The organism is Ferrimonas pelagia, from assembly GCF_039543565.1.
Taxonomy (GTDB): domain Bacteria; phylum Pseudomonadota; class Gammaproteobacteria; order Enterobacterales; family Shewanellaceae; genus Ferrimonas; species Ferrimonas pelagia.
In genome coordinates, this window is record NZ_BAABJZ010000068.1 from 1 (window position 1) to 23,091 (window position 23,091).

Annotated in this window: 20 protein-coding genes and 1 tRNA gene; 8 read left to right on the forward strand and 13 right to left on the reverse strand. The window is 53.6% G+C overall.

What is annotated here, in order from left to right; all coding sequences use genetic code 11:
• The first annotated feature begins 697 nt into the window (after nt 1-697).
• The gene (locus ABEA08_RS10615) at nt 698-2,485 is read left to right on the forward strand and encodes an aryl-sulfate sulfotransferase (protein WP_345335273.1); all 1,788 of its coding nucleotides are present in this window, start codon (nt 698-700) and stop codon (nt 2,483-2,485) included.
• Nucleotides 2,486-2,599: 114 nt separating this feature from the next.
• Here ABEA08_RS10615 and ABEA08_RS10620 read toward each other — a convergent pair whose 3' ends face one another.
• The 5 genes from ABEA08_RS10620 to ABEA08_RS10640 all read right to left on the reverse strand — a co-directional run bounded on the left by ABEA08_RS10620 (nt 2,600) and on the right by ABEA08_RS10640 (nt 7,475).
• Nucleotides 2,600-3,484: a LysR substrate-binding domain-containing protein gene (locus ABEA08_RS10620; RefSeq protein ID WP_345335274.1), complete on the reverse strand. Its 885-nt coding sequence runs from the start codon at nt 3,482-3,484 to the stop codon at nt 2,600-2,602.
• Nucleotides 3,485-3,935: 451 nt separating this feature from the next.
• Nucleotides 3,936-4,274, reverse strand: a complete 339-nt coding sequence (locus tag ABEA08_RS10625; protein ID WP_345335275.1) for a zinc ribbon domain-containing protein YjdM — start codon at nt 4,272-4,274, stop codon at nt 3,936-3,938.
• Between the two features lie 356 nt (nt 4,275-4,630).
• Nucleotides 4,631-4,879: a DUF3297 family protein gene (locus ABEA08_RS10630; RefSeq protein WP_345335276.1), complete on the reverse strand. Its 249-nt coding sequence runs from the start codon at nt 4,877-4,879 to the stop codon at nt 4,631-4,633.
• Nucleotides 4,880-5,353: 474 nt separating this feature from the next.
• A complete protein-coding gene (trpB, locus tag ABEA08_RS10635) occupies nt 5,354-6,574 on the reverse strand; it encodes a tryptophan synthase subunit beta (protein ID WP_345335277.1) in 1,221 nt (406 codons plus the stop codon).
• Nucleotides 6,575-6,911: 337 nt separating this feature from the next.
• Nucleotides 6,912-7,475: a flavodoxin family protein gene (locus tag ABEA08_RS10640; protein WP_345335278.1), complete on the reverse strand. Its 564-nt coding sequence runs from the start codon at nt 7,473-7,475 to the stop codon at nt 6,912-6,914.
• 1,020 nt (nt 7,476-8,495) lie between these two features.
• Between ABEA08_RS10640 and ABEA08_RS10645 the strand changes: the two genes are divergently transcribed.
• The 3 genes from ABEA08_RS10645 to ABEA08_RS10655 are packed head-to-tail and all read left to right on the forward strand — an operon-like array spanning nt 8,496 to nt 10,781.
• The gene (locus ABEA08_RS10645; protein ID WP_345335279.1) at nt 8,496-8,903 is read left to right on the forward strand and encodes a DUF350 domain-containing protein; all 408 of its coding nucleotides are present in this window, start codon (nt 8,496-8,498) and stop codon (nt 8,901-8,903) included.
• 9 nt (nt 8,904-8,912) lie between these two features.
• Complete coding sequence (locus tag ABEA08_RS10650; protein ID WP_345335280.1) at nt 8,913-9,614, forward strand: DUF1190 domain-containing protein; 702 nt, start codon at nt 8,913-8,915, stop codon at nt 9,612-9,614.
• On the forward strand, nt 9,615-10,781 hold the full coding sequence (locus ABEA08_RS10655; RefSeq protein WP_345335281.1) for a glutathionylspermidine synthase family protein: 1,167 nt from the start codon (nt 9,615-9,617) through the stop codon (nt 10,779-10,781).
• A gap of 69 nt (nt 10,782-10,850) precedes the next feature.
• On the opposite strand, the gene ABEA08_RS10660 is transcribed toward ABEA08_RS10655, so the two are convergent.
• The gene (locus ABEA08_RS10660; RefSeq protein ID WP_345335282.1) at nt 10,851-12,095 is read right to left on the reverse strand and encodes a M56 family metallopeptidase; all 1,245 of its coding nucleotides are present in this window, start codon (nt 12,093-12,095) and stop codon (nt 10,851-10,853) included.
• The gene (locus tag ABEA08_RS10665) at nt 12,088-12,462 is read right to left on the reverse strand and encodes a BlaI/MecI/CopY family transcriptional regulator (RefSeq protein ID WP_345335283.1); all 375 of its coding nucleotides are present in this window, start codon (nt 12,460-12,462) and stop codon (nt 12,088-12,090) included. Before ABEA08_RS10665 ends, ABEA08_RS10660 begins: the two co-directional genes overlap by 8 nt.
• Before the next feature lie 358 nt (nt 12,463-12,820).
• Here ABEA08_RS10665 and ABEA08_RS10670 point away from each other — a divergent pair, with 358 nt between their 5' ends.
• Nucleotides 12,821-13,096: a DUF406 family protein gene (locus tag ABEA08_RS10670; protein ID WP_345335284.1), complete on the forward strand. Its 276-nt coding sequence runs from the start codon at nt 12,821-12,823 to the stop codon at nt 13,094-13,096.
• 102 nt (nt 13,097-13,198) lie between these two features.
• Here the strand turns inward: ABEA08_RS10670 and ABEA08_RS10675 are convergent, their stop codons facing one another.
• A complete protein-coding gene (locus tag ABEA08_RS10675) occupies nt 13,199-14,173 on the reverse strand; it encodes an aldo/keto reductase (RefSeq protein ID WP_345335285.1) in 975 nt (324 codons plus the stop codon).
• A 234-nt stretch (nt 14,174-14,407) separates the two neighbouring features.
• Here ABEA08_RS10675 and ABEA08_RS10680 point away from each other — a divergent pair, with 234 nt between their 5' ends.
• Nucleotides 14,408-15,820: a DEAD/DEAH box helicase gene (locus tag ABEA08_RS10680; protein ID WP_345335286.1), complete on the forward strand. Its 1,413-nt coding sequence runs from the start codon at nt 14,408-14,410 to the stop codon at nt 15,818-15,820.
• 51 nt (nt 15,821-15,871) lie between these two features.
• On the opposite strand, the gene ABEA08_RS10685 is transcribed toward ABEA08_RS10680, so the two are convergent.
• From ABEA08_RS10685 to ABEA08_RS10705, 5 genes are all read right to left on the reverse strand, one after another.
• Nucleotides 15,872-17,029: a serine hydrolase domain-containing protein gene (locus ABEA08_RS10685; protein ID WP_345335287.1), complete on the reverse strand. Its 1,158-nt coding sequence runs from the start codon at nt 17,027-17,029 to the stop codon at nt 15,872-15,874.
• 9 nt (nt 17,030-17,038) lie between these two features.
• A complete protein-coding gene (locus ABEA08_RS10690; protein WP_345335288.1) occupies nt 17,039-18,487 on the reverse strand; it encodes a sialate O-acetylesterase in 1,449 nt (482 codons plus the stop codon).
• A 170-nt stretch (nt 18,488-18,657) separates the two neighbouring features.
• Nucleotides 18,658-19,134 (reverse strand): LabA-like NYN domain-containing protein, encoded by a 477-nt coding sequence (locus tag ABEA08_RS10695; RefSeq protein WP_345335289.1) that lies wholly within the window; start codon nt 19,132-19,134, stop codon nt 18,658-18,660.
• A 335-nt stretch (nt 19,135-19,469) separates the two neighbouring features.
• Nucleotides 19,470-20,576 (reverse strand): M20/M25/M40 family metallo-hydrolase, encoded by a 1,107-nt coding sequence (locus ABEA08_RS10700; protein ID WP_345335290.1) that lies wholly within the window; start codon nt 20,574-20,576, stop codon nt 19,470-19,472.
• Between the two features lie 234 nt (nt 20,577-20,810).
• Nucleotides 20,811-21,497: a hypothetical protein gene (locus tag ABEA08_RS10705; RefSeq protein ID WP_345335291.1), complete on the reverse strand. Its 687-nt coding sequence runs from the start codon at nt 21,495-21,497 to the stop codon at nt 20,811-20,813.
• Nucleotides 21,498-21,846: 349 nt separating this feature from the next.
• Between ABEA08_RS10705 and ABEA08_RS10710 the strand changes: the two genes are divergently transcribed.
• Nucleotides 21,847-21,920 (forward strand) — tRNA-Cys (locus ABEA08_RS10710).
• A 221-nt stretch (nt 21,921-22,141) separates the two neighbouring features.
• Nucleotides 22,142-22,897 carry a hypothetical protein gene (locus ABEA08_RS10715; protein ID WP_345335292.1) on the forward strand — a complete coding sequence of 252 codons (756 nt, stop codon included), beginning with the start codon at nt 22,142-22,144 and terminating at the stop codon, nt 22,895-22,897.
• Nucleotides 22,898-23,091 lie beyond the last annotated feature (194 nt).

Consider the following 23,091-nt stretch of genomic DNA (forward strand, 5'->3'; position numbering starts at 1 on the left):
CATCATGGGGCTCGGCTTCCTTGTCGAACTTTTCTTTTTGGCGATTGATCAGATCGCACAATGGAAGCCGAGTTCCCTCCAAATCTGAGAACTCAGTGATCTACATTTCGGAACAGTTATTTAGACCACCATATTCCACACCAAATACTCGTTGATAAACGCACCTCAGCCTAATCGTATCTAAGACGAGAGCAGACATCCAATTTCCGATATAAAATTAATAAAGCAATCATTTATACACGAGCTCCACCTAATGTTCTAAAACTACAGAGCTGCATAGTGCGGACACAAATATAGCGGACCTATATAAGCGTGAACCTATTCACATAAGCATCTGCCTCCCCTCCAGAAAGGTGACTTACATCACGCCTGTTTGCACATTCCACACTGGCGGTACCCCATTGACATCCTACAAAATGATAAGCTTTTCATCGGTTTCTTCTCATTTGTGATCAGTGTGGATTTTTTCTTTCCGTTTTTTGCAATCCCAACGCTGCACTTCTGTGCTTGCGAGTCACTCCCCTGCACTCGTACATTTGTCAGTGAAGCACAACCCGACAAGGGTCAAGAAGCGAGTTGAGGTTAGAGAGACTGGGCTAACTACAGGCCGACGGTCCAAATAGGCATTTATGTTCTCTTTTACTCTCGATGTCCATACACACTCGTACGTACTTAGACTAACCTAGCGAGTAAAATGATGAATAGAAAAAGCAAAGTCGCCCTATCCGTTCTATTATGCGCCACTACCAGCGTCGCTATCGCTGGTGTTTTCCCGGCTACAAAGCCACAGGGCAAGTTAGGTACTATATATGTTAACCCCTATGGGAACTCACCGTTAACCGCTATCATTGATTTGGGTAGCAATACGATATCAGACGTTAGTGTAATGGTGAAAGGAAAGGGACGTAACGGTGTTGACATCAGTTATGATGTCGGCATGCAAAATATACTGACCAGTGACGGCATCCCTGTTTTTGGCCTATACGCCGATCATAACAATCAGGTTGAGGTTTCTTACCTCAAGGATGGTCAAAAAATAGAAGAAACCTATTCTATTATGACCAATCCAGTAAGCAGCCAAAGTATCGACACCAATAATGTCACTAGGATCCCGACGGCCGAAGTAAAAAAAATAGCTAGCGGGTTTGAAGACCGATTGTATATGGTGAACTCTCATACTTACTTAACCGATGGTTCTAAAATCACTTGGGCTGCACGTAAGCCACCCGGTGCTCCAAAGATCGAAGGTGCGCTAGCAGGAGGCTCTGCTGCTTTTGAGGCGGAACCACAAACCTATATTGTCGATACAAATGGTGATATTCGTTGGTGGCTAAATAGTGAAGCTGTCTTTGACGCCGAATCTTGGGATTTAGCAGACCGCGGATACTTTATGGGTTTCAATGATACAGGAAAAGGTAGCTATACCTTTGTGCAAGGCAGTACTTTCGGTACCTTTAATCTACTCGGTAAAGTGGAGCAAAAAAGGCTACCGCGTGGGTATGTCGATGCATCCCATGAAATGTTACGCGGTGACAATGGTAACTTTTTCATAAGAGTTGCTAAACGTGATTATATGAATGATGTTGGCGATCAAGTTATCACTGTCCGAGATCAAATTCTGGAACTTGATGAATTTGACAATGTTGTTGATCGCTGGGATCTCAACGTCATCTTCGATCCATACCGTGATGCGCTATTGAGCGCTTTAGACATTGGTGCCGTATGCGTGAATGTCGATCTCGATGCGGCTGGACAAACGATGGACATGGATGAGCTCAAAAAAATCGCCTATGGAGATACTCCTGGTGTCGGCGCTGGACGCAACTGGGCACACGTTAACTCCATTGAATACGATGCCTCTGACGATTCGATAATCCTTTCATTCCGACACCAAGGTGTGGCTAAAGTAACGCGTGACAAGCAAGTTAAGTGGATTTTGGCACCACGTGAAGGTTGGAACGATGAGTTATCACAAAAACTGCTAACACCTGTCGATATTGATGGCAAGCCAATCAAGTGCACCGACAAAGGGGTGTGCGAAGATGACTTCGACTTTACCTATACTCAGCACACCGCATGGCTAAACAAGTCTAACGGTAATGTTACCGTCTTCGACAACGGCGATGGTCGTGGCCATGACCAACCCGCGATACCGACTATGAAATACTCTCGCTTCGTTGAGTACAAAGTTAATGAACAAGACATGACTGTTCAACAAACTTGGGAGTATGGGAAAGAACGTGGCTATGACTGGTATTCGCCAATTACTTCCAATGTGGAGTTTGCCGAAGATAAAAACACCATGTTTGGTTTTGGTGGGTCAGTTCACCTATACAACCGGGGCGAACGCACTATTGGCAAGATCAACGAAATCGACTACGACAGTAAAGAGGTGAAGGTGGAAATAGATGTCCTTTCTGCCAAAAACAATAATACTCATTACCGTGCAAGGATCGTAGATCTGAACAGCCAATTTGGATTCTAATTAACAATTATAATGAGCAATCAAACGGGTAAACCACATCTCACTTGTTTGATTGCTCTTTCTTTCCATAAAACGTTCTGTAATTACAACACTACCAATCATCATTGGTCCACTTCACTTTAGCCGACTAAAATAAGTTAAAATTTCGTCTACGACCTGCTTGACCTCGGGTGAACTTAGATAGTCCCGCCTAATGTATAGATACATCTCTACTCGTGAAAAGTAGAATCCTCCAAACAATATTTGGGCACCATTTTTCTTTTGCTCAATTGCCATTGATGGTGGTAATAACGTAACCCCTAGGTTTTGCTGTAGCCAAACGCTACTCATTTGGAATGACATAGAGCGGTATTTAGGCTCAATGGGAAGTATACCGCTTCGCCCACTTATGTGTTGCCATGTCCATATATCACGTGAGTAGGCCACTTCCGTATATATAGTCTGGTGATGATACAGTTCATTTATATCGCCAATTGAGCCATGCTTATGTAAGTATTGTTCCGAAGCACAAAATAGAAAGTCGCTACTGTGAACGTGAACTTTATCATAATTCTCTGCAACAATGTTACTAGGCAATAAGTAAAGAACTAGATCCTTCAAATTGTCACTTTGCTCATGCGATAGAAAACTAACATGTACGGACATGTCCTTTATGTTTGAGATTGAATCAGTCATCATTTCACTAACCAAATAATCTCCCAAAGAAGGATTTATACCTATCGTCAATTTGAATTGATGGTCAGAGTCGCAGCCCAATCTCCTTCTTAATTCATCATCCATATTTAATGTGTTATAACAATGTTCGCCAAACAACATACCTTTCGATGTTAGCTCGATCCCCTTTGGGTGACTTTTAACGAGTTTAGTCTCATAGTCATCCTCAAGTGACTGGATCCGGCGTAAGATGGTCGAAGGTGACGTATCCATGACCTCAGACACGCGCGAAAGGTTTCGATACTTAGCTATATTCAGGAACGTTTGGTAATTAATTAGTTTCATTCGACTTCCCACTATGTCTCAACATCAACATACATGCCGGACTATAACATTGTTATGATTGAAGACAATCGAGGGAAAGTCCGGCAGTCGAAATGACGCATTTTATCAAGTGCTCAATGACAAAACCGCCTAAAGCGGCGTCAAAATGCAGTGCTCAAGGGCCCAGTCTTTACCGATACTGCCCATGCCCGTAATGACCGAGGAAAAGCAAAGCACTGAGTGATGGACGCCTAGGCTGCCCGCCTTCAGTTCAGTATCTGCGTAACCAAAGGTCAGACTCACATTGAGTCGACCGTTGAACGAAGGCAATGTAACATTGCCCGATTTATATCAGCTCGAACAACGCCATTGAAAACAACAAAGCGGCCAATACGTACATGCATTGGCACGTTATCCGGTCAATACTATCCGAAAAATCTAGCTAATTCCCGCCAGCAATCCAAGTCTCTGCTCAGGCGCGTTTGACGAACTTCGCGGTGACCATCATCTCGCCGGCGCCGTCCAGTTTGCAGTCCAGCTGATGGTCTTTGCCGTCATTGATCCAGCGGATCACGCCTTTGGTGCCTATCTTCAGCACTTGAGAGCTGCCTTTGATCTTCAGATCTTTGATCAGGGTGATCTTATCCCCCTCCGCCAGCGCTGTGCCATTGGCGTCTTTGACGATCAGCGCATCCTCATCGGCCGAGGGCTCAGTTGGGTTCCATTCGTGGGCACACTCAGGGCAGATCAGGTGATTTTGATCTGGGTAGACAAATTCAGATCGGCATTTCGGGCAGGGTGGTAAGGACATACAGGGTTACTTCTCCAACTCAATACCGCGTATAGGGTAATCCGTCTCACCCTAAGATCAAGCAAGCAGCGTCCTGATCCTACACCTTGCTGTTTTTCCTGATCACGTCGGCTGTTTTGTCGACCGGCACCACTGGCCCGAGAATGGCCGTTAAAGCACCCACAAGGTAGCAATAGCGTGCCGCTATTCCGATGTCGGCGGTTCAATGTTATCCCGTCGCTAACGATCAGGACGCTGTCCTATCCATGTAACGTCGCAACCATGGCGAGATGGCGCGGCGTCCTCAGAGACAAAAAGGGCCTGGATCACTCCAGGCCCTTTTTCCGGCAGGACTCAATGCAATGAGTCAGCATCGCTTACTTGTAGAAGACTTCTACTTCGCCTTTGCGCGTCATCAGCATTGGCTGACCGCGGCGATCCAGTGCCTTACCCGCAGGAACCTTCACCCAACCTTCGCTGATGCAGTACTCCTCGACATCGAAGCGCTCCTTGCCATTGAGGCGGATCCCGATCTCGTGCTCGAAGCACTCCGCTACATGATGGGGGCTGCGCGGGTTGCCCGACAGGTGATCCGGTAGCTCTGGACGTGAATTCGTGTCGCTCATGTTATGGCCTATCAAGAAATAAAAAACGAGGCATTGTAGGCAATCGCGCCACTGTGCTCAAGCGCTTCTGCACCAAAGCTTCAGGCTATACAAGCACCAAGCATCTGATTTGAAATAGACAATGAAGAGATTCAATCAAGATCGCGTTTCTCTCCCACGGCTCCTGTGCAAGACGACGGGATCGCACTGAGGATCGGATCTGCGCCTCGCCAGCGGACAGCTAAGATCAATTTCGCTGCGACAATGCCATGTTAATGAGCCACAACCGCGATCAGAGCAACATCCATCGGTATACGGGACCCCGCCACGAACTGCTGCGCCCCGCCGGGCGACTGCAGTGCCAGCGTGCGATCGTACTCAACCGGGCCATCTTCGACCCATCCGCAGACCTGTTTTGCGAAACGCCTCGCGCAGAGACAAAAAACGCCGACATCCGTCGGCGTTTTCATTTAGCACGTTGCAGCTTGCGGCCCGCTACTGGCCTTCGATCCCATATTGGGCACCGTACTGCGCCACCACAAAATCGATGTCCTTATCGCCACGGCCCGACAGGTTGATCAAAATCGAGCTGCCCGGCTTCTGTTTGGCCAACTTCAGCGCATAGGCCAGCGCATGGGAGGACTCGATAGCGGGGATGATCCCCTCGAGGCGAGACAATTTAAAGAAGGCCTCGATCGCCTCGTTATCATCAATCGCGACGTAGTTGGCACGGCCAATGTCTTTGAGATAGGCGTGCTGAGGGCCCACCGACGGGTAATCCAAGCCGCTGGCCACCGAGTAAACCTCCTGAGGCTCGCCGGCATCGTCTTTGAGCATGTACGACTTGAAACCGTGCATCACACCAGGTTCCCCCAGCGACAAAGTCGCGGCATGCTCGCCGGGCTGTTCGATGGAGCGTCCCGCCGGCTCGACCCCGTAGAGCGCCACATCTTTGTCGTCCAGAAATGCACTGAACAAGCCCATGGCATTGGAGCCGCCGCCGACACAAGCGACCAGGTTGTCCGGTAGATCGCCGGTCATCTCCTGGATCTGCACCCGCGCTTCGTTGCCGATGATGGACTGAAAATCCCGCACCATCATGGGGAACGGGTGCGGCCCGACCACAGAGCCGATGGCGTACAGCTGGGTGTGGGGATCTTGCAGATAAGCGGTAAACGCGGCATCCACCGCCTCTTTGAGGGTTTGCCGCCCCTCATTCACCGAGATCACCTTGGCACCGAGGATATGCATTCGCACTACGTTGGGATGCTCCTTGGCGATGTCCACCGCGCCCATGTAGATATCACACTCCAATCCCACCAGCGCCGCCGCCGTGGCCAAAGCGACCCCATGCTGACCGGCACCGGTCTCGGCGATCAACTTCTTTTTGCCCAGCTTTTTCGCCAGCAGGGCTTCGCCGAGGCAGTGGTTGATCTTGTGTGCGCCGGTGTGGTTGAGATCTTCCCGTTTGAGGTAGATATCGGCACCGTATTTCTGTGACAGATTTTGCGCGTGGAAAATGGGGCTGGGACGACCGACAAAATGCTTATACAAACGGGCCAATTCGGTGATAAAGCCGGGCTCCTGGCGACATTCATCGTACGCCGTGGCGATCTCATCCATCACCTGCTGCAGTTCCTCCGGGATAAAGCTGCCACCGTATTCGCCAAAATACCCTTGTTGATCCGGCATGGCGTCATTGAACGTATTCTTCATCTGCTCTCTCCCTGAACTTCCTGTCGAGTCATTACTGTTTGCTTGTCCCGATCCATCATATGGACCCGCGCATCGTCACACAACAAGGAACAACCCTGTTCAAGAACCTGAGCGTAATCGCATTACGTTTGTATTGAATTGTCACTCAATGTTAACGACGACGGATAGCCGCCCTCGCCTTTATTCTTTCAGGTCAACCGGATAGAGCACGGACAGGGAACGCTGAAGCAAAAGTTAATTCAGACGAACATGGACCATGGAGATAGACCATGGAGATGGAACATGGAAAGCCGGCAGGGAGCCCTCAATGACCGGGATCTGCACCCCGTGTTCGATTTCATCGCCTCAGTTGTCTGACCAACTTGGCGACTCGCCTGCCCAAGTAACGGGCTGATGCCAAATCGACTTCATGCACCTCACCGTTGCCAGATCGCGCCACGACACCCAACTGGCAACCCAATCGATTCAAACCAAAATCCCGACCACCGTGCGCCGTATCTAAACCAACCCAATACATGCCATGTTGACTTGCCAGCGTCATCAGATACTGCAGGCTACTCGACTGATCACCATTGAGCGCGCTACCACAGGTAAAACCCGCCGCCACTTTATTTGACCAATATTGCTCGGCCCAATAATCGCTACTGGCATCTGCAAATGCTTTGAACTGGGCCGACACCCCGCCCATATACGTTGGCGAGCCCATGATTATCGCATCGCAACTTAACAGGGACTCGAATAATGAAGGGTTAACGAAACGACCATCGATGATCTCCTGCCCGTCGATCCGATGCTCGATAACCTCGGTAAGAGGGTTTTCTTGCAAACCGGCGACGATCGCTTGTGCCAACTGCCCGGTGACATCGGTTCTCGTAAAATAAACAACAGCGACTTTTACCAACTCTGACTCCTTGAGATCGCATCGACAGAAACAGACCGTCGCGTTAGATGATGAACGCCACCAGCTAACATAACCATTAATCGATTTGTAGTGGTCAACTAAATTTGAAAGTGCTAGACGCTCCTAATCCGTATCGACGCCTTGTTAGCTAATGCAGGCCCACGTTCGCAACGCCAAGAGCGACAAAGACATTTTGGTGCCTCTATCCTTTCATCTTTACTGGCGCCGTGACGCTGATGGCACCGCTTTCGATATCCACACGAATCGCTCCGAGCGAAACTGATCGCCAAATGTCCTTGCGCACTGCACTCCTAACACAAAGGCCATGATTCCAGCCAACACACACCACCAACCACGTCCCCTTGAAGCAACGCTTTGTTCACCGTTCTTGCTGTTTTCGCTCATCGATGGCTATGATGGGGGCGAATTGACACGGAAAGGAGTTCACTATGTCTAAGAAAGGCAATAACAAACGCGTTCGCCAGATGATGAAAGATCTGGATAAGACCCTCGCATCCGCCGCACCGGCTACTAAGCAAGAGAAGGATCAAAAAGCCGCCTAGGCCGATGCCAATGTGCCAACAAGGGGCCTAAATAGGCCTCTTTTAATTGTGTTAAATCGTAACCTGCCCCTGCCCGGAGCCCTTCACCTCAACACACAGCCGGGTAACCGACCAAGGAAACCCTGAGCTCAGCGGAGCCATTGCGCCTCGTTCAAAGCCGACGGCCGAGCGCCGCTGCTGCCGAAACAGCTTCAGCACTCCATCGATATGTTCACCACATGACTCTCGTTGATGATCAATAAACTGCCATCAATAACCGGTGTTTTTAACCGCTTTGACCTCAACAATCTCTAAGGACAGTTGAAGAGAGTTTTATGACGTCGGAGCAACCGTGTTAATAAACATTCATTTTTCCGCCAGAACTGCCGACTCACCTTGTCATTTGCACCGGTTTCAGCGATAACTCCTTCTAATCAAATCAAAGCCGTTCGATCTAGCCACAAGGATAACGATCATCATGACAGGTTCACTCGAGGGGCTGCTGCCCTTTATGACTTACTTTGGAACCGGCCTCGCCGCCATGGTTCTGTTCAAAGTACTCTATGCACTGTTGACCCCGTTCGACGAATGGCAGTTGGTCAAAAAAGACTTCAATACCTCAGCCGCGATCAGCATCGGTGGCGCCTTGCTTGGCTTTACGTTAGCGTTAGCGTCAGCAGCCAAAAACTCAGTTGCCTACAGCGATTTTCTGATCTGGGCGGGGATCGCCATGGCCGCACAGTTGATCACCTTCACCGCGGTGCGTTTCATCCTGCTGCCGAGCATCGTTGAAAAGATCGAAAACGACAAAATAGCCGGTGCCGTCGTACTGGCCAGCATCAATATCAGCGTCGGCATGCTCAATGCCGCGTGCATGAGTTACTAAGGAGAGTCCATGAAACGCAGCAGTAATGTGCGTCGCGCCCGTTTCCGCAAGTCAGCACCAATGGTCACTACCCTGGCCATCTCTGTCTCTATGGTACTGAGCGGTTGTGCCCCCGCCCCTAAGCAGGAAGAAGCCCAGATCTACCGCAACGCCGCAGAGTGTAAACAGGTATACCCTGATCAACCCGGCCTGTGCGATCAGGTCTTTGGCTCCGCGCAGGTGGATCATCTGGCCACCGCCCCACGATTCGACGGACTGGCCCAGTGTGAAGCCGACTTTGGCGTCGGTAACTGCGAAGCTGCGCCCGAGAACACCTTGGCGCAAAACAGCGGCTATGGCGACGGCAGCGTTGACGGTGGTCAGCCACAGCAAGCCAGTTCCGGTGGTGGATGGTTTATGCCCATGATGATGGGTTATATGATGGGTAACATGATGGGCGGCCGCAGCGCCCCCCGTCAGGCACCGGTTTACTCCTCGTCGGCGCCGAACTCGCCGATCAAAGACAAATTGGTCACCGGCAAAGGCGACGTGGTCGGCAATCGCGGCGATCGCACCGTACGCGCTGCCCCTTCCGCCTTCCAAAAAGCCAGCGCACCGACTCGTGTCACCCGCTCCGGCGGTTTCGGCGCCATGGCGGCGCAAAAATCTCAGGCTGCAGCGCGGAGCAGCACGAGCACCTCCCGCAACACCAGCCGTAGCTTTGGGGGCTAAATGCAGCGTCACTTAGTCACTCCACGCAGCCACTGGCAAGCGCAGGCCAAAGAGTACGGTTTTCATTTCCACACCATGTACGACGAGCCGTACTGGGATGAAAGCCGCTACTACGCGTTTACCCTCGATCAGATCGAAAACGACATCGAAGCCCCCACCGAAGAGCTGCATCAAATGTGCCTCGAAGTGGTGGAGGAAGCGGTCAACAGCGAAAATCTGATGCGCCGCTTCGCCATTCCAGAAGCGCACTGGGATCTGATCGCCGCCTCATGGCGGATGAAAGAGCCGAGCCTGTACGGCCGGATGGATCTGGTTTACGACGGCAAGAACCCCGCCAAGTTTCTGGAGTACAACGCCGATACGCCGACCTCCTTGTACGAGTCGGCCTTCTTCCAGTGGCTTTGGCTGGAAGACCGGCTCAAAGACGGCAGCATTGCCCCGGGCTCCGATCAGTTTAACGGCATCCAGGAAGCGCTGATCAACCGCTTTGCCCAGCTCAAGAGCCAGTGGCCGCCGTTACCGCTGCACTTTGCTTCGTGCGAAGAGAGCATCGAGGATCGCGGTACGGTTCAGTATCTGGAAGACTGCGCCGCCGAAGCAGGGTTGGAAACACGCTACAGCGCCATTGAACACTTTGGTTTGGGCGATAACGATCAGTTTGTCGATGCCAATGGCGAAGACATTCGTGCCTGCTTCAAGCTCTACCCATGGGAGTTTATGCTGCGCGAAGAGTTTGCCCAGTACATCCAAAAAGCGCAGGTGCGCTGGCTGGAGCCGGCCTGGAAATCGATCTTATCCAACAAGGCGATCCTGCCGGTGCTGTGGCACAACCATAAAGGCCACCCCAACCTGCTACCCGCCTACTTCCCGGACTTTATGGACACCTGCACCGAATCCAAGCTGGTGAAGAAGCCCATCTACTCCCGCGAAGGCGCCAACATCGAGATCATCGACAATGGCAAAGTGGTGGAAAGCTCCGGTGGCGAGTACGGCGAAGAGGGCGTGATCTACCAAGGCTATACCGACTTACCCAAATTCGGCGACGACCACGCGCTGATCGGCTCCTGGATCGTCGGTGACAGCGCCGCCGGCATGTCGGTGCGCGAAGATCACAGCCGCATCACACAAGATCTGTCGCGCTTCGTCCCGCACATCATCTTGCCGTAAGGGCAGTCGCTCTGAACGAATAAGGCCACCCTCTCGGTGGCCTTATATGATCGTACCGTTCAAACAGCCCTATGGTTTCACTGTCAGCCGTTCTATCTGCGGCGCTTCAGCACCATCCATCGTAAAATCCAGTTGCACCAACGAGTCGGTGTAGCCAGCGGACGACGCCTGATATCGCCACTGCTCCAGCGCGCGAACCGCTTCATCATCAAACACGCCCTCCGGCTCACTGCGCACCACGCTGACATGTTCGACCAACCCTGTGGCGCTAATATCAAACTTCATCACCACATGACCGCCGATATGTTGCTGGGCAGCCTTGACTGGGTAACGCGGCTCAACGCGATGCACCGGCACCGGCCATTTTGCCACCGTCTTGGCGTCAATCTGCCGCTCTGCCCCTGCCTGACTGAGCCCGCTGGCCAACAGCAGTGCTGTCCCAGCGCCCAGCAGTGCCAAGATCGAGCGCACGCGACTGATCCGCGCCCCGGTTTTTATCTGAGTAAGTCGTTCCGTCATGGTGTGTTTGTCTCCATAGTGCAGTTGAGTAAACAGCCGGATCCCTTGCCCTTCGACGCACTTGATCAAGGCGCGACTATAGACAATTCGAGTGGCTTTGGGTTGGTCGGTCAAAACCCGCTCATCACAGGACAACTCTTGATCTTTGCGAAAACGAAAGTAGGCCAACCAGATCATCGGGTTGAACCAAAACAGCAGCACCAGCAAGCTGGCCAATGCGTTCCAAAGGGGATCAAAGCGCGCCAAATGGACCGACTCGTGCGACAGGATCAGCGCCTGCTCTTCGCGCGTGTAGATCCGATCGAAGCCGGCAGGGAGCACCAAGACCGGACGAAGCCAACCGCGCAGATAGGGACTGTGTGCCTCGGGATCGATACGCAGTGGACGGCGCAAGCCGGTCGGATCGCGCCACAAGGGATGAGAGCCCCTCTGCCCGGCTCGGCCTGATCGGTCAGCGACGCAGGCTGCCACAAACAAGGCGATCACGCCCGCCGCCCACAAGGCGAATAGAGGGCGTAGCAGGCCTAATTGACTCACGGTTTCCGTTAACCCTTGCGCCGCAGACGTGGAGTAACGGGGCAGGATTGCAAAAAGGTCGCCAAGCGGCGAAGTCGACGGAGCCAAGCCAGACCACAGCGGCAAGATCTCGAGCGGCAACAGGCTCAGCGGCAACAAAGCCCATAACCGGTATTGTGTATGCGCCCCCAGTAACTTGAGGCTGTGGCGGTGGACCATCAACAGCAGCACAGCAAATACGCTGAGGAGCAGCGTATGGTGCCAGAGCCAATCAATCATGCTCTTGCTCCCAACGCTCAATAAACGCTTTAAGCTCTTCGATGTCTTGCTTGTCGAGGGATTGATCCTTGGCAAACCCGGCCACCATCGGCGCCACACGACCGCCAAACAGACGGTTGATCAGGCTGCGACTCTGTGCGATCTGATAAGCCCCGCGATCCAATAGAGGGAAGTACAGATAGGATTTGCCCTGCTTCTCAAACCCAATGGCGCCCTTTTTCACCATACGGCCTAGTAGGGTCTTCACCGTCTTGTCATGCCAAGGCTTGGTTTGATTGAGTCGTTCAATAATGCACTGAGCCGACGCTGGGTGGGTCAACCAGATCGCCTCAAGCACTTCGTACTCACTCCGTGAGATCTCTGTCATGTGAATTACATCCGTAATCGTTTGTGCCACTATTGATTACACATGTAATTGAAACGCGCAAGCTCTTTGTTGGCTTTTTGTTAAACCTCGCTCAACTGACCGCCTGCTGTGGAAATGGGATCAACCCCTTGATTGCGCACCTCACTGCGAAAACGCCGCAGCATCCTGCGCGCACGGCTTTCGCCAGCATCAAGCACTGACTGGCGGTTTAACCGTTTATCACCGCGCGCAGCCATGGGTTGTAACTTAGCCGAGTTTCGGCTTCAATCTCTCTGCCGCACGGCAAGTAAACGCGCAGGTCAATCCACGCGTTCTATACTGCGTTACTTACGATTGCGCGTTGTTTTGAGGTAGCCCTATGGAGAATATTGAAAAAAATGTCAGCGTTGATAGCGACGATGGTCACGTGGAGATCGGCACAGTGATCGCAGAAGAAGATAAGGTAATGAGCTTGGCCATCGAGGCCAAAAACGAAGCCACCGCTCGGGCCCCCTTCCAGATGTTGCTGGCGCAGGCACAAGCCCAGTGCCCGGAGGTCAGCAGCACCACCCAATGGCGCGGAAAGCAACTGGAGATCCAGTTGATCTTCCCAACCGCAGCGCAGCGCTTAACCTTTGAGATGTCGTTGGCATAAGCCCTTGGCGGAGCAGGCGAATGATCCGGTTCGCCTGATGTTACTCAGAGCCAGACGTTCGCTAGCGCGACACATGTTGCATGCCGCGCCCGATACCTCCCCTCATTCATCCCACAGCGTGGCGATCGTATACGGACTGCCCGGCATCTGCCAAAATGCGCCGGTTACGCATCGGTAATGCTGATCCAATTCGCCGATCTGCGCCATATCCTCATCGTCCAACACCACATGGGTGGCCGCCAGATTCTCTGCCAATCGATCCGGGTTAACCGATTTGGGGATCACCACTACGTCACGCGCCAGGCTCCAGGCCAATAAGATCTGAGCTGCGCTGGCGCCATGCTTGGTGGCGATCGCGTTGATCAGCGGGTGTGCTAGCAGGTTGGGATCGGTGTCATTCTTGAGAAATTCGGGCCGATCCATCGAGCCTAGCGGCGCATAGGCGGTGATCTGCACGCCATGCTCGTGGCAATATCTGACGAGCTCTGGCTGCTGTAGATAGGGATGCAGTTCCACCTGGTTGTTGACCGGTTTTATCCGCGCATTGGCCATCAACGCTTGCAGCTTCTGTTGGCTAAAGTTGGACACCCCGATCTGCCGGACGAGTCCTGAGTCTACGCACGCTTCCATCGCCTGCCAGGTCTCCAGCAACGGCACCTGCTCCAGAGAGAGGAAGTCCTCGCCACTGCCAGGAAAACCGACCCCGGCGCGAAACGCCACGGGCCAATGGATCAGGTACAGATCCAGATAATCCAACTTCAGTGCTGACAGGGATTGCTGCAAAGCCGGCGCCACCATATCGGCCTGATGAAAGCTGTTCCACAACTTAGAGGTAATAAATAACTCGGCCCGCGTGACTTCACCAGCGGCGATGGCATCGCCTATCGCATCGCCGATCTCCGCCTCGTTATCGTAGGCAAAGGCACAATCGATGTGGCGATAGCCAAGTTGTATCGCGGTGCGCACCGCGTCGTATACCTTACCCGGCTCCGATTTCCAGGTGCCCAGACCCAGTGCCGGGATCTGCGCGGTCGATCCCAACGCACGGAATGGGACGCTAAGCGGTGATGGTTCCATACTGCAACTCCTTGTATACCCCTCGCCCTAAGCTCAGGGTTCTAACCGTTTATGAATGAGATACACACCTATGTAGCCCTATGCTAACGGAGTTCTGACATAGTCCGTATTGACCTAGAACTAAGTTCCGGCGTTACAAGGCATTTCATTGCACTGGCGTAGGCTATCCTGTACGCTGCACGCCCCGCTTTAGCGGTGGCTATCCTGCCATTCACTGAATTAAGAGATCATTCTATGGGTTTTACCTCTCTGGGCCTGTCCGCCCCCATCCTTGCTGCCGTTGCTGAAAAAGGCTACGACACCCCCTCCCCGATCCAAGCACAGGCGATCCCTGCCGTCTTAGAGGGTAAGGATGTAATGGCTGCCGCTCAGACAGGTACCGGTAAGACCGCCGGTTTCACCCTGCCGCTGCTGGAACGTCTGTCTCAAGGGAAACGCGCGCGCAACAACCAGGCCCGCGCTCTGGTGTTGACTCCAACCCGTGAACTGGCGGCCCAGGTCGGCGAAAGTGTTGAGCTGTATGGTAAGAATCTGCCGATGCGCTCCGCTATCGTGTTTGGTGGCGTGAAGATCAACCCACAGATGCAAAAGCTGCGCGGTGGCGTCGATGTTTTGGTGGCAACCCCGGGCCGTTTGCTCGATCTCTACCAGCAAAACGCCATCCGCTTTGACGATCTGGAAGTGCTGATCCTCGACGAAGCCGACCGCATGCTCGACATGGGCTTTATCCGCGATATCAAAAAGATTTTGGCCTACCTGCCGAAGAAGCGACAAAACCTGTTGTTCTCCGCCACCTTCTCCGACGAGATCCGTCAGCTGGCCAAAGGGCTGGTGAACAATCCGGTCGAGATCTCCGTGACGCCGAAGAACAGCACCGCAACCACGGTGGATCAGCTGCTCTACCCGGTCGATAAGAAGAAGAAGCCAAAGCTGTTGGTGGATCTGATCGTCGACAACAACTGGCAGCAGGTACTGGTCTTTACCAAGACCAAGCACGGTGCCAACAAGCTGACCCGCTATCTCGAAGAGGGTGGGATCAGCGCAGCCGCCATCCACGGCAACAAGAGCCAGGGCGCCCGTACCAAAGCATTGGCCAACTTCAAAGATGGCAGCATCCGTGTGCTAGTGGCCACAGACATCGCCGCCCGAGGTCTGGACATCGACCAACTGCCACAGGTCGTGAACTATGAACTGCCGCAGGTCGCCGAAGACTACGTCCACCGTATCGGTCGTACCGGTCGCGCTGGCGCTTCCGGCAAAGCCTTCTCGTTGGTTTGTGCCGACGAGCATGAGCTGCTGGTGAAGATCGAACAATTGATCCAACGCCACCTCGAGCGGGTTGAAATGGATGGCTACGAGATGGTACACCCACTGCCCGCCTCCAAAGCCCTGCGTGCACCGAAGGCAAAGAAGCCTAAGAAAGCCAAGCCTCAGTCCGAGCATCAAGACGGCCAGCGCGGCGTGCGTGATCACGGCAGCGACAGCCAGCATCGCAACAGCGAGCGCGCCCGTCAGCCCGGTGGCAACCGCCGTGGCAACAGTGGCGGTCGCTCTGGCAACTCAGCTGGTGGCGACAACAAGCCAGGCGGCAACAGCAACCGTCGCCGTCGCCCGAGCGGCAACCGCAAGCCAGCCAGCAGCCAATAAGCCCTGATCAGCCATAGTAAAAACGCAGCCTTCTGGCTGCGTTTTTTGCTATCACCGGCTCCCCATAAATCCAGGCAGAATGTACTGAGGCGTGAAATCAAACGGTGCCCGTCGCGCTTTGCCACTGTTGCTGCTGGTCACCACAACCACCAGCTTTAACTCTGGCATCATATAAATAAACTGCCCCCGGGCACCGCGTCCCGAGATCGTCTCCACTTCCACCCCGTCGACCCAGAAATTCTCAGTCCACCAATAGTAGCCATATTTGCCATTGGGCGTCTTCGGGCTGGTTGACTCCCGCACCCACTGGGCATTAACCAAGGCCTCCCCCTGATACTCGCCGTCCGCCAAGATCATCGATCCCAACTTCACCATGTCCCTCGAAGTTAAATGCAATCCCGAGCTGGCCTTCACCAAACCGCAAGCCGAGGCTTCCCAAAATACGTTGCTGATCCCCATCGGTCCAAAGTAGTGCTCGTCAACAAACTGAGCCAGCGTTTGGCCGCTGATCCGATGCAATATATGGTTGAGAATGTCGGTGTCGGCGCCTTGATATTGGAACTGGCGACCTGGCACGATCGGGCCCGATTGACTCAGATAACGCGCAACGTGATTGTCGAGATCCAGCCCCTGAGCGTCGAGCTTGGCGGCATCGAAGTTCAGCCCTGAGCGCATGGTCAGCAGATCGACGATCCGGATCCGATCGGCACCGGGTGCCAGATCGACGCTCGCCAACTCAGGGAAATAGACAAGCACCCGCTCCTCCACACTGGCGATCAACCCCAACTCGATCGCTTTGCCAATGGCCAATGACATCAGATTCTTGGTAATAGAGAATTGAAAGTGAGCCGTGTCCTGCGCCCCATCGCCCCAGTAATCCTCAACCAGTAACTGCCCCTGGTGACTGATCAACAAGCTGTCGATATTGCCATATTTACCGGCGCCGATCTGCTGGCGTAAAGTTGCTATCCCATCAGCATCAGACAAACGCTCATACAGATCAGCCACCACCACTCCATCTTCGCGTTGTTGCGGCACTCGGTATGGACGGTGAGCTTCATCTTGGCGCAGCGATTGCTCAACGTGCATCTGGGCGGGATCGATCTGATTCAGCGTGACCGCCTCATCCGCTAAGCCGTCCTGAGCACTGACCCAACTCGCCGAAACGCTCAGCGTACCAGCCAGAGCGATCTTCAGTACACTTTGCATAGCACCCCTTTACTCTTGTTCTATTGTCGAGGCGAGATCCGCCAAGTGATATTGAAATGGACTGGCTGGCAGTGCCTCGCTGTTGATCAGGTTGTGCTCAGCAGCGCCATCAAAGGCTAAGCGAACCCGCACAGGGCGCTCGACAGACTCGGCTCGGACCAGCACACTCTTGCCGTCGATATAGGCCTGAGCGGGCACAAAAGCACCGGCCTCACCAGCCACTTCCCAACAACGAAGGGGTTGTTGGTCTTTGCTTTGTAAGCCTACCCCGACAAAATCAAATGCGATCCTAAGGGCCTGCCCTTCAGGCTGAATATCACGCACCAATGGTCCGGTAGCAAGCAGCTCTGACTGGCCATACACCTCTTTGAGCGCCCAACGCACCAAACGCAGACCCACTTCCTGCTTACGTGAGGGATGGATATCGCTGCCACCAAGATCGTTGGTGATCACCAATCCCATATGCTCACCCATCCGATAGGCCTCCAGTTGAGCCTGAGACAACTCCGCCCACTTTCTGTCGGTTTTGTACGGGGCCAACTGCACCAGGAAAAACGGCAAATCCTTCTGTTGCCAGTCGGCGCGAAACTGCTCGACCAGCTTTAGTTGCAATTGAGCGTAATGATGGCGCAGAGCCAAGCTACTCTCTCCCTGATACCAGAGCACCCCCTGGATCGGCAGTCCTGCGTACGGTGCCAACATGCCGTTATACAAAGCGCCTGCACCCCCCTTGTCGCCGAAGCCCGGCATGACAACGGCAGGCTCAGGCTGTGCAAGCCACTGAGTAATACTGGTGCCGCCATAGGCACTAACGATGATCCCAACCGGCACCTCCAATGCCTGCTGCAGCGCCTGCGCAAAGTAAAACGGAACGGCGGACATTTTAGGTAAAGCGTTTGAGGTGGCCGCTTGCCATTGGCCTTCGACACGGGGATCGATCCGGGCGTCGGCCAGATCCTCTGCCGGCAATGTTGCACCGACTCTGGGTGTCTGCAGCATGCGTACATTGGGTAAATTAACGAAGCGAGGATCCAACTGAGGCTCTGCGATCTGACGCATCGGCCACCACATGTTGGATTGCCCCGAGCTCAGCCAAACTTCGCCCATCAAGACATCGTCGAAGATCAGGCTTTTCGCCTCACTGCCTTGGCCCATGCGGATCTGTAACTGTTTAGCTGAACCCGTCGCTTGGGCCGGCAAACGCAATCGCCAACGACCAGCATCGTCGACACGAGTAACGGTGTCTGGCTGACCAACAAAGCCCGCTTGGATCTGAGCACCCGGCTGTCCCTTGCCCCATAATGGGATCGGTCGATCTCGCTGCAGCACCATGCCGCTACCAAAGAACCGGGGCATGGTGATCTCAGTCTCGCGCGCCAACTCCATCGCGACCACTTGGGTGCTAAGCAGGCCCCAGACCAAGCATCCTATCAACCAGCTTAGTCGCCCCTTTTTCACTGACTACTCCTGTACTAAACGAGGGTTTGTCAGACACTATATGACCAAACTCCTCACTGAGGCATGGCACGGAGCAGTCAAAATAACCGTTCCGTGATCACGATCTCGGAACGACCCAGGAGCCGCCAACACGCTTGCTAAGCCATTGAAATGAAGTTAACTCAAATGATTCACTTGAGCAGGAGCGGGCCTTCAATAGGGACATGTTTAGAGGCGACGTCCAATAGGCTTTTCGCGGTCAGTGCCGCCACCGAATACACCTCAACTTGGGTCTGGTAGCGCTGTTGTAGACGCTGAGCCAGCAGATCAAAATCGCCATCGCCGGAGGCCAATACCAATACATCCGCGTCTTGGCCATATTCCATCGCATCGAGCGTGATCCCCACATCCCAATCGCCCTTCGCGCTGCCGTCAGCGCGCTGAATATAGGGTTTGAGCTTGACTTCAAAGCCGATGGCCCGAAGGATATTTTGAAACTGGCGTTGCTTCTCGTCCCCCCGATCGATGGCGTAGGCTATCGCCTTCACCACCTGCCTGCCCTGCGTCGCCTGGCGCCAAAAAGCGTTGTAGTCAAAGTGACAGCCGTGGATCTGCCTGGTGGTGTAATAGATGTTCTGCACATCCACAACAATGGTAACCCGTTCCATATCACTCCATGAGCTGCACATCGTGACGCCGAAGGTTGGCGTAACACTGAAGATCAGCAGTTTACCGCATTTAATCCGCTCCGCGGCGACTTAGCACGGATCCTGTCCGTGACTTTCTCCTCTCGGGCTTGGTTTCAACTCTTTTGTTTACAACCCATCACGTAACTGCAGTCTATCATTGCGACCCCTCACGCTGAGCTCCTGAGCTTGTGAGGGCCTCTGCAGCAAGCTAATCCTGAACTGATCTAGTTCTGAGTCGAATGCGCATTGCGGGCGCTTAGAAACAAAAAACCCGAGGCTGACTGCCTCGGGTTGGTTACCAAACTCACGTTGGCTTAGCGGCTCAGATAAGTATGCATAAACTCGGTGATCTTCACCATGTCTGCAACCGTGATGTACTCTTCACAGGTGTGTACCTTCGCCATACCAGTAGACAGATTGATGGTCTTCAACCCCTTACCATTGAAGATATTGGCGTCTGAACCACCACCGGTCGACTGAGTTTGCGGCACCACACCATTCGCTTCGAATGCCGCCATAACACGCTGCACTAGGGGATCGCTATCCGCGATCTGATACGCGTTGTAGGCACGTTTGGTGTCGATCTCAAGCACTGCACCGTGCTTCTGCGCTGCCGCTTCGAACGTGCTGATCATGTGATCCACCTGCGCCGCCAGCTTATCGTCGCACAACGAGCGTGCTTCCGCCTCAAGCTTCAGGCTTGGCATCACCACGTTGGTCGCCTGACCGCCGCTAACCACACCGATATTGGCGGTGGTTTCGCTGTCGATACGGGACAACTTCATCTGGCTGATGGCATCGGCCGCCACGGTCAGCGCGTTGATCCCCTCTTCCGGCGCCAGACCGGCGTGGGCAGGCTTACCGTTGACGGTTACCTTAATGTTCTGTTGACCCGGAGCGACGGTGATGATGGTGCCGATCTCGCCGCCCGAATCCAATACGATGCACTCGTTGGACTCAATATGTTCCATTTCAAACAGCTTAGAGCCATGCAGTCCGCCCTCTTCGTGCACGGTAAACGCCAGCTCAATGGTCTTATGTGGCAAGCCTTGCTCCAAAATGGCGCGTACCGCTTCCATAATGGCGGCGATCCCCGATTTATCGTCACCACCAAGAATGGTGTCGCCCGAAGAGCGGATCACGCCATCTTCGATCACCGGTTTGATGTCGTTACCCGGAGCGACGGTGTCCATATGGCAGCTCAATGCAATGGAGCCGTCCAGCGTCCCCACCAGCTTCGCATACAGGTTAAAGCCGTTGGAGATCTCCGCCGGTACCGCCAGCTGCTTTACCTCAAAGCCCATCTGGCCTAACTGCTCGGCCAGCGTCTCTGCGATCGCTTTTTCATTGATGGATTCGCTGTTGATCTTAATCAGATCGAGGAAGTGCTGGATCAGTCTATCTTGATTAATCTTTGACATAGTTCACTTATCGATTGGCTAGACAAAGTCTACCGTCCCGATACCACAAGCTTTTTCCGGATAAATGGAGAGACACGATAGCGGATCTACAAAGCAACAGGCAAGCCCCGAGCGGCAGGATGAGATCTCGCTATAGGGCGATGCTCATCATCACGCCAAACAGGCTTTCATCCTTGACCTGATCACCCACCAACCGAGCTTCATCCTTGATGCTCCCTTGTGCCCACATCGTACTCAAATGCGCCCCGACAACGCCCACTCGGCCTCCGACAACGCCCACTCGGCCTCCACTCCCAGCTGCAGATGATTTGCGCCGCGATAGTCTTCATTAACGAATCCATAATCGAATGCCTGCAAAACGTAGGGCGACACGACTATCTGCTCGGTGAGCGACCAATGGCTGTGGATGGACAGCTCGACAAAATGGCCGTCCGCGCCCGTCGAGTAATGGTACGTCAGCGCGGGTTCAAACTTGTCCCAACGCGAATAACCGAGCGCAGCCAACAGCTCATTATCGTCATCGCGTTCATCCCCGTAGATCTCAATCCGTTCGTAACCCACACTGGCTTCCACCGAATCCGTCAGGGAAAATCCATATTCCAGGCCAAAATTCCATTCAATATAGTGCTCAGTGTCGCCTCGCCCCACGCCAGCGAATGGCAACAGATCATCCCATTGCACGCCGGTACCCGCCCAGAAGATCCCGCCGCGATCCAGCTCTCTGCGCCCTTCCGACACGTACTTACTGTCCCAAGCGAGATCAAATAGATAATCGACCCCTCGATGCGGTGCCGGTTCGACCCGCTGCGGCCGATAATGACCATCCACCTTCACGGCATGCTCAGTCGGTTCATTCGCCATCCCTTGAGCGTGGCTCGCCCCCAACACCAACCCCAAGCCCAACCATCCCTTGACTGTCATCATTTCGCTCCCTGCGTCCTATCCATTTCATCCTATGCTGGCACAATGAAGACCAGCGCAATTACCACCTACACAATCACCACCTGCGAGCTCTCCCCCTGCGCAATCACCACCTGCGAGATCTCCCCAGCGCAATCACCATTCTTGTCGCTCTGGGCTCCATTCAGCGTACCAACCTCTTTCCTGCTATCGCGCTGCGCACAAATTACGCAGCCAGTCTCTCATTTGGTGTTTTAATTGGCGAACCGCACAATGAGTGAGCGAACAGACTGATAGACTATTGCACGCCAGCCCGCTTTCTGGTGTAATCAGCTTCGCTTTCGGGGGAGGCCCCCTCAGCACACAATATGGCGCGTTGGCAGAGTGGCTATGCAGCGGATTGCAAATCCGTGGACCTCGATTCGACTTCGGGACGCGCCTCCATATTCAGACAAGGCCGCAGCTGTTCAAGCTGCGGCCTTGTTGCATCTGCGCTTTATCCCGCTTTTTATCTGCAAGCCTCTACCATGTCTGCCAAGCTTAGTGGCGATTTTTACTTGGTATCAAAAAGTGCAGACACGCTGTGACTCGACACTATTATTATACGGATCGTGCCACAACGCCCCTGCCAACACCGATGCCGCTCTTGCTACCAAGGAGGCTCTATGCACCCATACCTCTCCCGTTTAGCGATCTGGCTGGTGATCTGTTTTAGTTTGGCCTTTACCACCGCCGCCCAAGCGGATGAGTCGCTCGCCGACATGTGGTTTGTCACACCGAATCCAGGTCAAAGCGACCAATTCGAGCAAGCGCTCAAAACCCATCTCCGTTTCCGTCAACAGAACGAGGATCCGCGCCAATGGCAGGTGTTTGTCCAGGTGTTAGGGGATCAAATGGACACCTATGTGATCCGCAATTGCTGTTTTGGCTGGGATGAGATCGACGGCTACCGTGCCTGGTCGGTCGAACAGCAAGCCGGTGCCCACTGGCAAGAGACGGTCGCCCCGCTTGTCGCGACGATCAGCCATAACTACAGCTCGCTGGACGTGGCCAATAGCCACTGGCCACAAGACACATCCGACTACCATTACTTCGGTGTCACCCAATATCAGATCCGTCCTGGCCATGCCGCGGGCGTGCAAAGCGATGTCAAAGCCTTAAGCGAGCAGGCCAAGGCGATGGAGTGGCCTTACCATTGGTCTTGGTCCCGCCCTGTGGCTGGCGCTCCCTCCTTGATGCTGGTGATCCCATACCGAGATCACAGCGCCATGGCGCCGGCCGATCCGAACTTCTTCGAGGCGCTGAAACAGCACATGAACTCCGAAAAACGCGCCGCTAAGCTGATGGAAAGTTGGAGCTCACACTTTAGTGCCACCCGCTACGATGTGTACCGGTTAAGACAAGATCTGTCTGCCCGTTGAACCGAAAAAGGGGTAATACCAATCACACTCAGTATTTAGCCATTCAGCTGATTGGTATAAAACCTGCATCGAGTAGGAGGGGGCCTTGCGGCCCCCGTCCTCTCACACCACCGGGCATACGGTTCCGTACCACGGCGGTTCAAGTTAAACCTTTGAGCCGCTGATAATGACCCAGCAGCGATATCAGTCCTAAA

Excerpts from the sequence above, each read along its gene's own strand:
- ABEA08_RS10615 (WP_345335273.1), top strand. The coding sequence starts at position 698 with ATGAATAGAAAAAGCAAAGTCGCCCTATCCGTTCTATTATGCGCCACT.
- ABEA08_RS10620 (WP_345335274.1), bottom strand. The coding sequence starts at position 3,484 with ATGAAACTAATTAATTACCAAACGTTCCTGAATATAGCTAAGTATCGA.
- ABEA08_RS10625 (WP_345335275.1), bottom strand. The coding sequence starts at position 4,274 with ATGTCCTTACCACCCTGCCCGAAATGCCGATCTGAATTTGTCTACCCA.
- ABEA08_RS10630 (WP_345335276.1), bottom strand. The coding sequence starts at position 4,879 with ATGAGCGACACGAATTCACGTCCAGAGCTACCGGATCACCTGTCGGGC.
- trpB (WP_345335277.1), bottom strand. The coding sequence starts at position 6,574 with ATGAAGAATACGTTCAATGACGCCATGCCGGATCAACAAGGGTATTTT.
- ABEA08_RS10645 (WP_345335279.1), top strand. The coding sequence starts at position 8,496 with ATGACAGGTTCACTCGAGGGGCTGCTGCCCTTTATGACTTACTTTGGA.
- ABEA08_RS10650 (WP_345335280.1), top strand. The coding sequence starts at position 8,913 with ATGAAACGCAGCAGTAATGTGCGTCGCGCCCGTTTCCGCAAGTCAGCA.
- ABEA08_RS10655 (WP_345335281.1), top strand. The coding sequence starts at position 9,615 with ATGCAGCGTCACTTAGTCACTCCACGCAGCCACTGGCAAGCGCAGGCC.
- ABEA08_RS10660 (WP_345335282.1), bottom strand. The coding sequence starts at position 12,095 with ATGATTGATTGGCTCTGGCACCATACGCTGCTCCTCAGCGTATTTGCT.
- ABEA08_RS10665 (WP_345335283.1), bottom strand. The coding sequence starts at position 12,462 with ATGACAGAGATCTCACGGAGTGAGTACGAAGTGCTTGAGGCGATCTGG.
- ABEA08_RS10670 (WP_345335284.1), top strand. The coding sequence starts at position 12,821 with ATGGAGAATATTGAAAAAAATGTCAGCGTTGATAGCGACGATGGTCAC.
- ABEA08_RS10675 (WP_345335285.1), bottom strand. The coding sequence starts at position 14,173 with ATGGAACCATCACCGCTTAGCGTCCCATTCCGTGCGTTGGGATCGACC.
- ABEA08_RS10680 (WP_345335286.1), top strand. The coding sequence starts at position 14,408 with ATGGGTTTTACCTCTCTGGGCCTGTCCGCCCCCATCCTTGCTGCCGTT.
- ABEA08_RS10685 (WP_345335287.1), bottom strand. The coding sequence starts at position 17,029 with ATGCAAAGTGTACTGAAGATCGCTCTGGCTGGTACGCTGAGCGTTTCG.
- ABEA08_RS10695 (WP_345335289.1), bottom strand. The coding sequence starts at position 19,134 with ATGGAACGGGTTACCATTGTTGTGGATGTGCAGAACATCTATTACACC.
- ABEA08_RS10700 (WP_345335290.1), bottom strand. The coding sequence starts at position 20,576 with ATGTCAAAGATTAATCAAGATAGACTGATCCAGCACTTCCTCGATCTG.
- ABEA08_RS10705 (WP_345335291.1), bottom strand. The coding sequence starts at position 21,497 with ATGACAGTCAAGGGATGGTTGGGCTTGGGGTTGGTGTTGGGGGCGAGC.
- ABEA08_RS10715 (WP_345335292.1), top strand. The coding sequence starts at position 22,142 with ATGCACCCATACCTCTCCCGTTTAGCGATCTGGCTGGTGATCTGTTTT.